Here is a 14,421-nt window from a genome sequence, read left to right as displayed (position 1 = left end):
ATACAATCGGGCTTGCACATTTTCAGACAGGCATTGAATGCCTGTCTGAAAAACACAAACCAATACGGATATTTTATTATGAAACAGAAATTAAAAGTATGGGATTTGCCTACGCGGCTGTTCCATTGGTTGTTGGCGGCCTCGGTTGCCTTTATGTGGTACAGCGGCGAGCAGGGCGGCGACATCATGGCTTGGCACTTGCGCTGCGGTGTGTTTATTTTTGGGTTGTTGGTGTTCCGTATCTGCTGGGGCATTTGGGGCAGCGACACGGCGCGTTTTGCACAATTCTTCAAGCCGTGGCAGGTTGGCCGTTATTTGAAAGGCAGCTTGAGCGAGAATGAACAGCCCGGGCATAATCCGCTGGGCGCGCTGATGGTGGTGGCGCTGATTGGTGCGGTGTTGTTTCAGGTGGTAACGGGTTTGCTTTCCAGTGATGAAAACGCGTTTCTCTACAATGGTTATTTAAGCGGACTTGCCGGCAGCGCGAGCGCGGATTTCCGCAAGTTGCATGTGCAGTTTTTTGATTTGCTGTTGATTTTAATCGGTGTGCATGTGTTTACGGTGTTGCTGTATAAGTTTGTGAAAAAACACAATCTCATTACGCCGATGCTGACCGGCTATAAATATCTGGAAGGTAAGTTGCCCGATTTGAAATTTGCGGGAGCGGGCAAATTGGCGGCGGCGCTGGTGATTGCGGCGGCTGCGGTGTGTGCGGTGGTGTTTGCGGGAGCATGATAAAGATACGGAAATGCCTGTCTGAAAAGTTTCAGACAGGCATTTTTTATTTAATAATCATTCAAATATTTACGCATCAATTCGCATTCCACCGACACTTCCAAGTTTAAAGGCAAAATGGCGGAACCGAGGGAGCGGTAGCCGTTGATGCGGTAAAAGCCGACTGAGTTGAGCGAGGCATAAAGCTTTAGAAAGGCGAGCCCGGATTGGGCTGCCAGCGATTCGGCACGGTTAAGCAGGGCGGTGCCGAGGCCGCGGTTGTGCAGGAAAGGGTGCACATAGAGCGCGTCAAGCTGGGATTGTACTAAATCTACCTGAAAAAAGCCTCGGATCCGCCGCTGGTATTCTATAACCCAAAGGGCTTTGTTGTCGTTATTCAGCGCTTCTTGGTAGCTTTCGGGATGCAGTAGTTTGCTCCACGCTTCAAGCACGCGCCGGTCATAGCAGCGCTCGCAAGTGTATTGCACGGAAAAGCGGTGGGTGGTGTAGATGGCTTCGCAGTCATCGGGCAGAGCAGGGCGGAGTACGGTTAACAGGCTCATGGTTGGTCTGGATAGAGGCGTAATGTAATGGTGTTTGGTAAACCGCGCTTGGCTTTGCAGCGGGTGCGGGTGGTTTGATTGTAATGTAAATAAAGGTTTAGGCAAAGAATGCCTGTCTGAAAGTTTCAGGCAGGCATGTGCTTTACCGGTTGCGCTTATCGGTTAAAGAAGCATGCAGTTGTTTGGCTGCTTCAAATGCGGCGTCGGCGTCTGCGCCCAGCACGGTAAAGTGGCCCATTTTGCGGCCTGCGCGGGCGTTTTTTTTGCCGTAAAGATGCAAATGGGCGTGGGTATTGTTCATCAAGGGCAGCCAATTGGGTTCGCTGCCGTTTTCGCTCCAAACGTCGCCTAAAATATTGGCCATGCAGCATGAGGCAAGCAGGCGGGTATCTGCAGGTGGAAGCTTGCACATGATACGCACTTGCTGCTGGAATTGGTTTGCCGCACAGGCGTTTATGGTGTGGTGGCCGGAGTTGTGCGGGCGCGTGGCTATTTCGTTGACGATGAGCTCGTGTGTGTCGCCGACCACGAAAATTTCTACCGCCAATACGCCGACATAATCCAATTCGTCTGCCAGCCGCCGCGCCATTTCTTGCGCTTGCTGCTGCACGTCGGCGCTTAAACGGGCGGGTACGATGGAATAGGCGAGAATGCCGTTTTCATGAATGTTTTCGGCAGGGTCGAACGTGCACACGTTTTCATGGTTCAAACGGCAAACAACCACGGAAATTTCGCCGCGCAAATCCACCATTTTTTCCAGCACGCAATCCACGCGGCCGTGTTCAGCAAATGCTGCGCGCAATTCTTCCAGTGTTTTTACGCGGATTTGGCCTTTGCCGTCGTAGCCCAATGTGGCTGTTTTCAAAATACCAGGCAGGTATTGCGCGCTGGCTTCTGTGATGTCTTCTTTCCGGCAGACGGCTTGATAAGGTGCGGTTTGCAGGCCGGCTTTGCGTATCCAGCTTTTTTCTTGGATGCGGTTTTGTGCGATGGCAACGCAGTCGCCACTGGGTGAAACGGTTGTGTGTTTTGCCAGAAAGCGCATGGCATCGGCATTGACGTTTTCAAATTCGGTGGTTACAGCGGCGCATTCTGCCAATTCGTTTAAAGCAACTTGGTCATCGAAAGCGGCGCACAAATGCCTGTCTGAAAACTCGGCGGCCGGTGCATTTGGATCGGGATCGAGCACGGTTACCCGGTAGCCCATGGTTTTGGCGGCGATGGTAAACATGCGTCCAAGTTGGCCGCCACCGAGTATGCCGAGCATAGAAGGAGGAAGAATGGGTTGGTCGGTGTTCATTTTGTGTAAAACGCTTACATTAGGTAGGGTGGTTAATAGGCTTGTTTAATGTGTTTGTTTCAGTTCTTGCTTGTGCAATGCCTGCCTGAAAAAAGTTTCAGACAGGCATTTTTATTCATTAAACAAATCTTGTTCAAACAGATCAGGCTCTTCCATTTTACTGTTGCAATCGAGACGTATGGGTTCGTCGACGCGGCAGCAGCAGGGCAGGATTTCGCCCGGTGCGATAAAAGCCAGCGGAAAGTCAGGATAGCTTACTTTGCCCGAAAGGATTTTGACGCGGCATGAGCCGCAATAGCCGCTGCGGCATTGGTATTCGACTTCGTGGCCTGTGCGTTCCAAACCTTCGAGCAGGGTTTCGTGTTCCTGCAATTCAAAAGCTTTGTCGTTGGTGGTAATCAGTGGCATGAAGCAACAACCTGAAAAATCAAAGCCGTTTCAAGCCAACGGAGAAACGGCGTTGTGTATAAGGCTCAAAAGGGGCGCTTATAATTCAAAGTCGCCCAAATCTTCGGCTTTCACTTCTGCATCAATCTGGCCGATCAGATAGGAGCTGATTTCTACTTCCTGCGGCGCAACCTGTACGTTATCGGATGAAAGCCAGGCATTAATCCACGGAATCGGGTTTTGGTTGGAGCCGACAAAAGCGGGGCGGAGGCCTACGGCGGTCATGCGCAGGTTGGTGATGTATTCGATATACTGGCCGAGAATATCTTTATTCAGGCCGATCATAGAGCCGTCTTTAAATAGATATTCCGCCCACTCTTTTTCTTGCATGGCGGCTTTTTTAAACAATTCGAAGCAGTCTTCTTCCAATTCAGCGGCGATTTGCGCCATTTCGGGATCGTCCGTGCCGCTGCGCATCAGGTTGAGCATATGCTGCGTGCTGGTTAAGTGCAGCGCTTCATCGCGAGCGATTAGTTTGATGATTTTTGCATTTCCTTCCATCAATTCGCGCTCTGCAAAGGCAAAGGAGCAGGCAAAAGATACATAAAAGCGGATCGCTTCCAATACGTTGACACACATTAGGCACAAGTAAAGCTTTTTCTTCAGTTCGCGCTTGCTGATGGTAACTATGTTGCCGTTTACCTGATGAGAACCTTCGCCTAACAGGTTGTAATATTGTGTGTATTCGATTAAATCATCGTAATAGCATGCGATATCTTCCGCGCGGGCAATGATGTATTTGTTTTGCACAATGTCGTCAAAAATGATTGACGGGTTGTTGACGATATTGCGGATGATATGGGTATAGCTGCGCGAATGGATGGTTTCTGAAAAGGACCAGGTCTCAATCCAAGTTTCCAATTCAGGCAGGGAAACCAGCGGCAGCAAAGCCACATTCGGGCTGCGGCCTTGAATGGAATCAAGCAGGGTTTGGTATTTTAAGTTGCTAATAAAGATATGTTTTTCGTGGTCGGGTAGGTTTTGATAATCAATGCGGTCGCGCGATACGTCGATTTCTTCCGGCCGCCAGAAAAAAGAGAGCTGTTTTTCAATCAGCTTTTCAAATACTTCGTATTTTTGTTGGTCGTAGCGAGCCACATTCACAGGCTGGCCGAAAAACATCGGCTCTTTTAAGGCGTCGTTTTGCTCTTTGCTGAATGTGCTGTAAGCCATTACCAGGTGCTCGCAAGACATGTTGAACTCTTCAAAAAATAAATAACAAACTAAGGCGAGTATTCTACCTTAAATTTAATTGGTTTTTCTACCTTAAATTTAATCGGTTTTAAAGTGCGGTTATATGAAAAAAATGACGTTTCAGGTAGGCTTTGTTTGAATCTAACCCAATAATTCTTCAGGAATTTTACATACCGGGATGGGCTGAACTTTATGCTGCATGGCTTTATGCAAACGCGTGTAAATTTCCAACACTTCTCGTTTACGTCCTTGAAAATCTTCAGGCTTGTGTGAATCGTATACGCTCATAGCCCATTCCAACTCGGGATAGCTTGCGCCCATTTGTTGCTCATCGGTACGTTCTTCATCCCACAGGCCGTCGGTAGGTATAGCCCGTTGAATGGAATCAACAATGTTTAATGCTTTAGCCAAACCGTAAACTTGGGTTTTCAGTAAATCACCAATCGGGCTGATGTCCACGCCGCCGTCGCCGTACTTGGTGAAAAAGCCCACGCCGAAGTCTTCCACTTTATTGCCTGTGCCGGCAACCAAAAGCCGGTTGATTTGGCCGTAGTAATAAAGAGTGAGCATGCGCAGGCGGGCGCGGCTGTTGGCAAAAGCAAGGTTGCGGGCGGGATAATCTTCGGTGCTCACGTCTACCGTTTTTTCAAATGCTTCGAAAGCAGGCGTTAAGTCCACCCGCATGGCGCGCACGTTGTTAAATTTGCTTTGCAAATCGGCAATGTGTTCTTGGGCGCGGTCGACTTGGTCGGCTTTCTGCCTGATCGGCATTTCCAAAAGCAATACGTCCAGCCCTGTTCTTGCCGCCAACGCGGATACCACGGCGGAATCAATGCCGCCGGAAACACCTACGACAAAACCTTTCGCGCGGGCTTTGGTTGCATAATCGGAAAGCCAGTTGGTGATATGCTGGATAACGGATTGATATTTCATAATGTTCCTTTGAGTCGGCAAGATTGCGCGGTTTATTTTTATCTTCAATATAAACCTTTCGCGCCCATATGAAAATAAAATTCTTTCAGACAGGCATAGTTAAACTTATAATGCCTGTCTGAATCTGGAAAATATGAACCATGAAACATCAGCCGCCTGAAGAAATACGTCTGCAAAAAGACAAAAGCACACTGGTTTTGGTGTATAGCAGCGAAGAAAAAAAGCTGCCGGCGGAATATTTGCGCGTTTATTCGCCCAGCGCAGAAGTGCGCGGCCATGCGCCGGGGCAGGAAACTTTGCAGACGGGTAAAATAAACGTCTGTATTGCCGGTTTGGAACCGGTTGGCCAGTATGCGTTAAAAATCATTTTCAGCGACGGCCACGACAGCGGTTTGTATGACTGGGACTATTTATATCAACTGGCCCACGAATACGATACAATGTGGGCCGATTATTTGCGCCGGCTTGAAGCGGCGGGTGCTTCGCGGAAAGCATCAACGGAAAGCCTGTCTGAAAAAAATGCAAGCGGTTGCGCTTCCGGCGGCTGCGGCAAACATTAACCAATCAAACGGAAACAAAAAGCATGAGCGACAACAAAACCCATTTCGGCTACAAAACGGTTGATGAAAGCGAAAAAGCGGGCAAAGTAGCCGAAGTGTTCCATTCGGTAGCAAAAAATTACGACATTATGAACGATGTAATGTCCGGCGGCCTGCACCGCGTGTGGAAGCATTTTACCATCAACACCGCGCGTTTGAAAAAAGGCGATAAAGTGCTGGATATTGCGGGCGGAACGGGAGATTTGTCGCGCGGTTGGGCGAAGCGCGTGGGCAAAGAAGGCGAAGTGTGGCTGACCGATATTAATTCGTCTATGCTCGGCGTCGGCCGCGACCGCTTGTTGAATGAGGGTTTGATTCTGCCTGTTTCGCTGGCCGATGCGGAGAAACTGCCTTTCCCCGATAATTATTTCAATTTGGTTTCCGTGGCTTTCGGCCTGCGCAATATGACGCATAAAGATGCCGCGTTGAAAGAAATGTATCGAGTGCTCAAACCGGGCGGCACGCTTTTGGTGCTGGAATTTTCCAAAGTATTCAAACCATTGGCGCCTGCTTATGATTTGTATTCTTTTAAACTCTTGCCACTGATGGGCAAAGTGATTGCCAAAGATGCCGACAGCTACCAATATTTGGCAGAGTCCATCCGCATGCATCCCGACCAGGAAACCCTGAAGCAGATGATGTATGACGCGGGATTCGACAGCGTGGATTACCACAATATGAGCGCAGGCATCGTTGCCTTGCACAAAGGTGTGAAATTTTGATTTTCTTGATATAAATGCCTGTCTGAAAAAAGTTTTCAGACAGGCATCATGATAAATACTGAATCTTGATAACGAAAGAGAACCATGATTAAAAAAGCTACCCTTCTGGCATCTTTAACCGCAGCCCTGATGCTCGGCGCCTGCTCTAAAGACAACGGGCAAAACGGTGCCGATGCCGGCCAAAAAACGTATATCGTTGCGACCGATGCGTCTTACGCACCTTTTGAATATATGGAAAACAATCAAGTTATCGGCTTTTCCCATGATATTTTGAAAGCGGCAGGCGAAAAAGAAGGCATTAAGTTTGAATTCGTCAACACGCCGTTTGAAGGTATTTTTGCCAACGTAGGTAAGGGCGACAGCGATGTGGCGCTGGCCAGTATCACCATTACCGATGAGCGCAAGCAGCAAGTGGACTTTACCGATTCTTATTTTGAAGCCACTCAAATGATTGTTACCGCCGAAAAAGGCAGCGATATTAAATCTTTCAAAGATTTGAAAAAACGCAGCGTATCTGTTCAAACAGGCACAACTGCTGATTTGATTTTGCAAGATTTGCAAGGTAAAGACAGTGCAAATATCAAACGCTTTGAGACTATGCCTTTGGCATTTAAGGAGCTGGAAGCGGGCGGGGTAGATGCGACTGTGGGCGATAACGGCGTGGTTCAAAACTTTGTGTCCAACAACCCGGGCAAAAAATACCGCCTGTTTGTCGACCCGGAGTTTCCGAAAGAACAATACGGTTTTGCGCTTAAAAAAGGCCGCGATGACGGCTTGCGCGAAAAAATCAACAAAGGTTTGGCTGCCATTAAGGCAGACGGCACTTATGCCGATATCCAAGCCAAATGGTTTAAGCAGGATGAATCTGCAGCATCGGCAGCTTCTGCAAAATAAAGTGTGATATATAGTAAATAATCTTAACTTTTACTACGGCGTTGCTGCGCCTTGTCGTACTATTTGTATTGTCTTCGGCTTGCTGCCTTGTATCAAAAGTTTATTTGCTATAGCTGTAAAACAAATATAAAGTTTTATAGCGATAATCATTAAAAAATGCCTGTCTGAATAATTTCAGACAGGCATTTTTGCTACCTTGAATCAAGAAACCGGTTAGTGTTTCTTGCCTTTGGCACCGGTTGCTTTTTCAGGCATCAGAGATGAATGGTGTGAGGAAATCAGCCATTTGTTGCCGTCCCATCTGTAAGTGAACGTATAACGGCCCGGGGCTGATGAACCGTCGGCAAATGTGAATGTATATAAGCCGTTGTCTTTGGCTACGTTACAGCCGATTTGGATATGGCTCATGTCAATTTTGCCTACCGGTTTTTTCTCTAAAAAGTGTTTGAAGTAATCTTCTTTTTCGGCTTGTGTCAGGCGCGGTTTGTTGGAGAGCGTCGGCAGTAAGATGCCGTCTTCAGCATAATTTTCCACCACTTTTTTCGGATCTCCCGTTTGCAACGAGTTATTCCAGCGGTCAAACAACGCTGCAATTTCTTCTTTGGTGGTTTGTTTGCAAGCAGGTTCGGCGGCAGGGGTAGGGGCTTTTTTTTCAAAAACCGAACAGGCTGACAATGCAGTAGATGCCGCCAAAACAGCCAACAAGTGTAGTTTCATATTATTCTTCTCTGTAAATTATCTGTAAGTTAATAGAATGACAGGAAAATTTATTTTTTATACATCTAAAAATACATTGCCTGAATAATTTAGAGCTTAAAAGCAGTATTTTGTTCCTGAAGTTATACTAAATGATTAATAGAATATAGCATTTGATAAACACAGCTCAAATGCTTTGGCCTGAATGTTTTCAGACAGGCATAGGTTTTGTTATAGTGCAGGCTGTTTTAAATTAAATGGAATATTTATGCAGACTTGGAAAGAAGCGATCGGCGCAGAAAAAGAAGCGCCTTATTTCCAGCATATTTTGAACACGGTAAAAGCAGAGCGGCAGACCGGGCAGATTATTTATCCGCCGGCAGGCGATGTGTTCAATGCGTTTAAAGCCACCGAATTCGACCGGGTAAAAATCGTGATTCTGGGGCAAGACCCTTATCACGGTGCAGGGCAGGCGCACGGTTTGGCTTTTTCCGTGCGGCCTGAAGTGCAGATTCCGCCTTCTTTGCAAAATATTTATAAAGAGCTGGCGGCCGATATCGAAGACTTTCAGATTCCCCGGCACGGTTATCTGCAAAAATGGGCGGAGCAGGGCGTGTTGCTGCTCAATACCGTGTTAACCGTGCGGGCAGGGCAGGCGCATTCTCATGCTTCGTTGGGTTGGGAGCAGTTTACCGATTGCGTGATTCACCGCCTGAACGATCAGCGCGAGCATCTTGTGTTTATGCTTTGGGGCAGTCATGCACAGAAAAAAGGCGCATTTATCGACCGCAACCGCCATCTGGTTTTGACCGCGCCCCATCCCTCTCCCCTTTCCGCACACCGCGGATTTTTGGGTTGCCGCCACTTTTCCCAAGCCAATGCCTATCTGAAAGCGCACGGCCAAACGCCCATAGAATGGCAGATTTAAGGTACAATTAAGCCCTTTCCATATCTTGTTTTCAGACAGGCATTGTGTGAAGCAAATGCCTGTCTGAAAAAATCGAAGGCCACCGCAAAATGATGAACAAAGACCAATTTGCCGATAACCATTTTATCCGCACAATCATTGATGAAGACCTCAAAAGCGGCAAGCATACCGCCATCCAAACCCGTTTCCCGCCCGAGCCGAACGGCTATCTGCACATCGGCCATGCAAAATCCATCTGCTTGAACTTCGGTTTGGCCTATATTTACGACGGTCTGTGCAACCTGCGTTTCGACGACACCAACCCCGAAAAAGAAAATCAGGAATACGTTGATTCGATTAAAGAAGACGTAGAATGGCTGGGCTTCAAATGGGCGGGCGAGCCGCGTTATGCTTCCGATTATTTCGAACAACTGTTCGATTACGCCGTCGGCCTGATTAAAGACGGCAAAGCCTATGTGGACGACTTAAGCGCCGAAGAAATGCGCGAATACCGCGGCACGCTCACCGAGCCGGGCAAAAACAGCTCTTACCGCGACCGCAGCATCGAAGAAAACCTCGATTTGTTCATGCGCATGAAAAACGGTGAATTCCCTGACGGCAGTAAAACCCTGCGCTTGAAAATCGACATGGCTGCCGGCAACGTAAACCTGCGCGATCCGGTGATTTACCGCATCCGCCGCGCGCATCACCACAACACCGGCGACAAGTGGTGCATCTACCCCATGTATGACTACACCCACGCCATTTCCGATGCCATCGAAAAAATCACCCATTCGTTGTGCACGCTCGAATTTGAAGCCCACCGCCCGCTGTATGATTGGGTGCTCGACAATATCCCGATCGACAACCACCCGCGCCAATACGAGTTTTCCCGTTTGGAATTGCTGTATTCCATCACATCCAAACGCAAACTGAACCAGCTGGTTTCAGACGGCCACGTTACAGGCTGGAACGACCCGCGTATGCCCACCATCTCCGGCATGCGCCGCCGCGGTTACACGCCTGAAGGCTTGCGCCTGTTTGCCAAGCGCGTTGGTATTTCCAAGTCTGAAAACGTGGTGGACATGAGCGTACTCGAAGGCGCAATTCGCGAAGAGCTGGAAAATTCCGCCCCGCGCATGATGGCCGTATTAAACCCGATTAAGGTGACGCTCACCAATTTTGAAGCCGGTAAAACCCAAAGCCGCAGCGCGCCTTACCACCCGCATCACGAAGAAATGGGCGAGCGTGAAGTGCCCATCAGCCAAACCTTGTATATCGAAGCCGACGATTTCAGCGAGAGTCCGCCGAAAGGCTGGCAACGTTTGACTTTGGGCGGCGAAGTGCGCTTGCGTTACAGCTATGTGATTAAGTGCGACGAAGTGGTGAAAGACGAAAACGGCAACGTGGTCGAACTCAAATGCAGCATCGACCACGATACATTGGGTAAAAAGCCCGAAGGCCGCAAAGTAAAAGGCGTGATCCACTGGCTCTCCGCCGAGCATGCCGTGCCCGCGACAGTGCGCCTGTACGACCGCCTGTTTACCGAACCGCGCCCGGATGCCGTTCGCGGTGAAGACGGCGAATACCTGCCGTTTACCGATTTTCTCAACCCCGAATCCGTGAAGGAAATCACTGCTTATGTCGAGCCGGTTGCCAACACTTTGGAGCCGGAAAGCCGCTGGCAGTTTGAGCGTTTGGGCTATTTCGTGACCGACCGTTACGACCATACAAAAGAAAAACCGGTATTTAACCGAACCGTGGCATTGAAAGATACTTGGCAAGCGAAAGAAGCTTAAGTAATTTGCCGTAAACAGATGCCTGTCTGAAAAATGTACATTGCCCGTTTTCAGACAGGCATCTTTATTTATTGCTTCAACGCTTTCTCAACAACACGCCGCTTTCAATATGATGGGTAAACGGAAATTGGTCGAACAAGGCAAAACGTACCGGAATGTGGGTTTTGCATAATTGGTTTAAGTTGCTGTGCAGCGTTTCGGGATTACACGAAATGTAGATTACATTATCAAACCGGGCAACCAGCTTCAACGTTTCTTCATCCACTCCGGCGCGGGGCGGATCGATGAAAATCGTTGAGAAATCATAACTCTGCAAATCAATATTCTGCTCTTGCAGGCGCCGGAACGGGCGCGAACCGGTATAGGCTTCGGTAAACTCTTCCGCCGAGAGGCGGGCAATCGCAATATTGGCGGCTTTATTGGCTTCGATATTCCATTGCGCCGCCTGTACCGACGTTTTGGATACTTCGGTAGCCAATACACGGCGGAATTGGTCGGCCAACGGCAGGGTAAAGTTGCCGTTGCCGCAATAAAGTTCCAGTAAATCGCCGCCCAAGCCTTTGGCGGCGCTGTATGCCCATTCCAACATGTGTTCACATACAAAAGCATTGGGCTGGGTAAAGCTGCCTTCGGTTTGGCGGTAAACAAAGGTTTTGCCGCCCACATTCAATTTTTCGGTAACAAAATCCTGCGATAACACAATTTTTTGGCCGCGGCTGCGCCCGATAATGAAAATGCCCAGTTTGTTTTGCAATACTTTTGCTGCGGCCTGCCACTGTTCGTCCAGCTTTTTGTGGTAAATCAGGCTGACCAGCATCTCGCCGCTTAATGTGGATAAAAATTCACATTGGTACAAGCGGGTTTGCAATACAGGCGCGCGTTTGATTTCTGCCAGTAACACAGGCATTAATTCGTTGATGGCCGTGTATGCAGGCGGAAATTGTTCTAGCCGGATTAAAGATGCGGAAGAAGCTTTTTGGCCGTGTTCAAACATGGCATAGCAAATATCATCGCCTTCGTGCCAAATGCGGAATTCCGAACGCATACGGTAATGCCGCTCGGGCGAAGCATAGATTTCCAGCGGCGGCATGTCCAAATGTTCAAACAAATCGCGCAGATAAGCCGCCTTTTGGGCTAATTGCTGCCGGTAATCATGATCGGGCATAGGTGCATCCTTATTAAAAAACGCACTATTTTACCCGAATCCGAACCTGCCCGTTGTCCTATTATTCATTAAAACAAAGCTTTGCTTTTCAGACAGGCATTTACATTTTCTAATACTTGCATTTTCTTACTAAAAATTATATAAATAATAATTATTCTTAATAATATTAAAATCAAGGATTACAAAATGCATTTGAAAAAAACCGTGCAGTTGATTGCACTGGCTTTTGCTGCGCCAGTAGTGTATGCAAACGGGCAAGCCGGGCAAAGCGTTGAAGTAAAAACTGTTACCGTAACTGCCGACCGCCACGCGCAGACTTTGGATAAGGCTGCGCCGAATGTAAAGGTGGTTTCGCGTAAAGATCTGGATAGTGCGGCGGCAGCTGATTTGGATGATGTGGTGCTGTACGAGCCGGGTGTGGACGTGCCGACCGACAACAACCGCCGCGGTAATGCGGGGGTAAGTATCCGCGGTATCGGCGGCAACCGCATTCTGATGATGGTGGACGGTATCCGCGTTCCCGAAGCCTATGCGGGCGGCGGCAGCAATGCGGCGGTTTCGGGCCGCGATTTGGTGGAAGCCGATACTTTGAAGCAGGTGGATATCGTGAAAGGCCCGTATTCTGTGCTTTATGGCAGCGATGCTTTGGGCGGCGTAGTGAATCTTTCCACTTATTCGCCTGCTGATTTTGTGGATGCCGAAAAGCCTTTCCACTTCGGCTTGAAACACAGCTACCGCAGCCGCGACCGCAGCCACGGCGTTACTGCGTCGGCAGCGGGCTATACGGAAAATGCGCAAGGTTTGCTGATGCTCACGCGCCGGCAAGGCCATGAAAGTAAAAACCGCGGCAGCGTCGATACGCGCAGCGGCCGCCGTACCAAACCGAATCCGCAAGATTTCCGCAGCTACAACATTTTGGCCAAAGGCGATGCGGGCAATGAAAACCACCGCGTAGAAGCCTTGTTCGAGCATTTTTACCGTAAAAAAGAAACCGATTTGCTCAATACGTTGGGTGCCGGTGCGCCGCGCGGCCCGCGGGTAACCACAACGACATCCAGTTCGTCGGACGACCGCGCCCGCCGCCAGCGTATCGAATTGGGCTACCGCTACCGCGGCGATTCCGCCTTGAAAGAAGCCAATATTTCTGTTTACCGGCAAAGGCTGAAATCGGAAGACGATGCGGTTACTGATGAAACCGCCCGTATGGCCGGACGCATCACTGAAGACGGCATCCGCTATTCCGATTACGGGTTCAACCAAACCACCCAAGGCATCAACACCCGCGGCGTGTTTGAAGCTGAAACTGGCCGTCTGAAACACACCATTGTGGCGGGTGCGGAATTCAAACAAACCGATACCGAGCGCACACGCGAAAGCACCACGGTGGGCCGCGACGGCAGCATCAGCCATATGTACGCCGGTGCGCTGTATCCGAACAAAACCTTCCCCGATTCTCGCCGCCGCACACTCAGCCTTTATGCGCAAGACAGCTTGGCGTTTCCCAACGGCATCGTGCTGACGCCGGCCTTGCGTTTCGAGCATGAAAAGCTCAAACCGCAAATCGACCAAGCCTATCTGAACAGCAAGCCCGACAGCCTGCCGAAAGATTTCAGCGACAGCTCGTTCACGCCCAGCCTGCGTTTGAGCGTGCCGTTCGGCGAGGCGTTTACCGGCTTCGCCACTTATTCGCGCGGCTTCCGCACGCCGCCGTTTGATACGGCCACGATGTCGTTCAACAACAGCCAGCACGGTTATAAAGTGATTCCGAACAACAACTTGAAATCGGAGCATTCCGACAGCTTCGAGCTGGGTTTGAAATATAAAGACGAACGCACCAAAGCGCAGGTTACCACCTTCTACAACCGTTACCGCGATTTCATCAACCGCACGCAGATCGGGGTTGAGCCGGGCGCAGGCGGCCGCCCGATTCAGGTGCACAGATACGACAATCTGGATAAAGTCAAAACCTACGGCATCGAAGCCGCCGCCGCCGTGAAACTTAACGACAACTGGCAGGTCGGCACCGGCATAGCCTGGATGCGCGGTAAAGACGGCGAAGGCAAACCGCTGGACACCGCCTACCCGCTCAACGGCGTGCTGGGGGTGGACTACGCGCAAGAAAAATGGGGCGCAGGCACCAAATTGCGCTGGGCAACGGCGCAGAAACGCACCAGCAACCCCGCCTTTTTCAAAGCACCCGGCTACGGCGTGTGGGATGCGGGCGTTTGGTACAAACCGCTTAAAAATCTGGAGCTTGGCCTGAATGTGTACAACATCGCCAACAAGAAATACTGGCAGCACGCCGACGTGGCGGGCGTGGAAAACCTCGGCACGATAGATACCTACACCCAGCCCGGCCGCAATGTCGCCGCTTCGTTGCAGTTGAAGTTTTAAGTACGCTTTCAGGCATATGGTTTCAGACGGCCTCAGACTCGAACAAAACTTATACCGTGCAAAGGCCGCCTGAAACCTTAGGCAAAAGTGCTTT

14 protein-coding genes are annotated in these 14,421 nt (G+C 49.6%); 7 read left to right on the top strand and 7 right to left on the bottom strand.

The genetic code is table 11. From position 1 onward, the window contains the following. Nucleotides 1-78: 78 nt before the first annotated feature. Nucleotides 79-735, top strand: a complete 657-nt coding sequence (locus HMPREF9370_RS07495; protein WP_040667043.1) for a cytochrome b/b6 domain-containing protein — start codon at nt 79-81, stop codon at nt 733-735. 50 nt (nt 736-785) lie between these two features. Here HMPREF9370_RS07495 and HMPREF9370_RS07490 read toward each other — a convergent pair whose 3' ends face one another. The 5 genes from HMPREF9370_RS07490 to nadE all read right to left on the bottom strand — a co-directional run bounded on the left by HMPREF9370_RS07490 (nt 786) and on the right by nadE (nt 5,151). Further along, nucleotides 786-1,277 carry a GNAT family N-acetyltransferase gene (locus tag HMPREF9370_RS07490; protein ID WP_009116816.1) on the bottom strand — a complete coding sequence of 164 codons (492 nt, stop codon included), beginning with the start codon at nt 1,275-1,277 and terminating at the stop codon, nt 786-788. 142 nt (nt 1,278-1,419) lie between these two features. Further along, nucleotides 1,420-2,577, bottom strand: coding sequence for a 5-(carboxyamino)imidazole ribonucleotide synthase (locus HMPREF9370_RS07485; RefSeq protein ID WP_009116815.1), 1,158 nt, complete (start codon nt 2,575-2,577; stop codon nt 1,420-1,422). 111 nt (nt 2,578-2,688) lie between these two features. Beyond that, nucleotides 2,689-2,985 carry a class I ribonucleotide reductase maintenance protein YfaE gene (yfaE, locus tag HMPREF9370_RS07480; protein WP_009116814.1) on the bottom strand — a complete coding sequence of 99 codons (297 nt, stop codon included), beginning with the start codon at nt 2,983-2,985 and terminating at the stop codon, nt 2,689-2,691. Between the two features lie 78 nt (nt 2,986-3,063). Continuing rightward, nucleotides 3,064-4,197 (bottom strand): class Ia ribonucleoside-diphosphate reductase subunit beta, encoded by a 1,134-nt coding sequence (gene nrdB, locus HMPREF9370_RS07475; RefSeq protein WP_009116813.1) that lies wholly within the window; start codon nt 4,195-4,197, stop codon nt 3,064-3,066. A gap of 162 nt (nt 4,198-4,359) precedes the next feature. Next, nucleotides 4,360-5,151 (bottom strand): NAD(+) synthase, encoded by a 792-nt coding sequence (gene nadE / locus HMPREF9370_RS07470; protein ID WP_009116812.1) that lies wholly within the window; start codon nt 5,149-5,151, stop codon nt 4,360-4,362. A 140-nt stretch (nt 5,152-5,291) separates the two neighbouring features. Here nadE and HMPREF9370_RS07465 point away from each other — a divergent pair, with 140 nt between their 5' ends. The 3 genes from HMPREF9370_RS07465 (at nt 5,292) to HMPREF9370_RS07455 (ending at nt 7,366) form a co-directional block, all read left to right on the top strand. After that, a complete protein-coding gene (locus HMPREF9370_RS07465) occupies nt 5,292-5,711 on the top strand; it encodes a gamma-butyrobetaine hydroxylase family protein (RefSeq protein ID WP_009116811.1) in 420 nt (139 codons plus the stop codon). Nucleotides 5,712-5,734: 23 nt separating this feature from the next. After that, complete coding sequence (ubiE, locus tag HMPREF9370_RS07460; RefSeq protein WP_009116810.1) at nt 5,735-6,472, top strand: bifunctional demethylmenaquinone methyltransferase/2-methoxy-6-polyprenyl-1,4-benzoquinol methylase UbiE; 738 nt, start codon at nt 5,735-5,737, stop codon at nt 6,470-6,472. Nucleotides 6,473-6,556: 84 nt separating this feature from the next. Continuing rightward, nucleotides 6,557-7,366 carry a basic amino acid ABC transporter substrate-binding protein gene (locus tag HMPREF9370_RS07455; protein ID WP_009116809.1) on the top strand — a complete coding sequence of 270 codons (810 nt, stop codon included), beginning with the start codon at nt 6,557-6,559 and terminating at the stop codon, nt 7,364-7,366. A gap of 213 nt (nt 7,367-7,579) precedes the next feature. Here the strand turns inward: HMPREF9370_RS07455 and HMPREF9370_RS07450 are convergent, their stop codons facing one another. Next, nucleotides 7,580-8,083 carry an SgcJ/EcaC family oxidoreductase gene (locus HMPREF9370_RS07450; protein ID WP_009116808.1) on the bottom strand — a complete coding sequence of 168 codons (504 nt, stop codon included), beginning with the start codon at nt 8,081-8,083 and terminating at the stop codon, nt 7,580-7,582. A 184-nt stretch (nt 8,084-8,267) separates the two neighbouring features. On the opposite strand from HMPREF9370_RS07450, the gene ung reads away from it, so the two are divergent. After that, the gene (gene ung, locus HMPREF9370_RS07445; protein WP_256998674.1) at nt 8,268-8,990 is read left to right on the top strand and encodes a uracil-DNA glycosylase; all 723 of its coding nucleotides are present in this window, start codon (nt 8,268-8,270) and stop codon (nt 8,988-8,990) included. Nucleotides 8,991-9,079: 89 nt separating this feature from the next. Further along, nucleotides 9,080-10,768 carry a glutamine--tRNA ligase/YqeY domain fusion protein gene (locus HMPREF9370_RS07440; protein ID WP_009116805.1) on the top strand — a complete coding sequence of 563 codons (1,689 nt, stop codon included), beginning with the start codon at nt 9,080-9,082 and terminating at the stop codon, nt 10,766-10,768. Nucleotides 10,769-10,844: 76 nt separating this feature from the next. Here HMPREF9370_RS07440 and trmA read toward each other — a convergent pair whose 3' ends face one another. Continuing rightward, nucleotides 10,845-11,933 (bottom strand): tRNA (uridine(54)-C5)-methyltransferase TrmA, encoded by a 1,089-nt coding sequence (gene trmA / locus HMPREF9370_RS07435; protein WP_009116804.1) that lies wholly within the window; start codon nt 11,931-11,933, stop codon nt 10,845-10,847. 186 nt (nt 11,934-12,119) lie between these two features. On the opposite strand from trmA, the gene HMPREF9370_RS07430 reads away from it, so the two are divergent. Beyond that, on the top strand, nt 12,120-14,327 hold the full coding sequence (locus HMPREF9370_RS07430; RefSeq protein ID WP_009116803.1) for a TonB-dependent hemoglobin/transferrin/lactoferrin family receptor: 2,208 nt from the start codon (nt 12,120-12,122) through the stop codon (nt 14,325-14,327). Nucleotides 14,328-14,421: the final 94 nt, after the last annotated feature.

This window comes from Neisseria wadsworthii 9715 (genome assembly GCF_000227765.1).
GTDB lineage: Bacteria > Pseudomonadota > Gammaproteobacteria > Burkholderiales > Neisseriaceae > Neisseria > Neisseria wadsworthii.
This window is presented reverse-complemented; position numbering and strand designations above follow the sequence as displayed.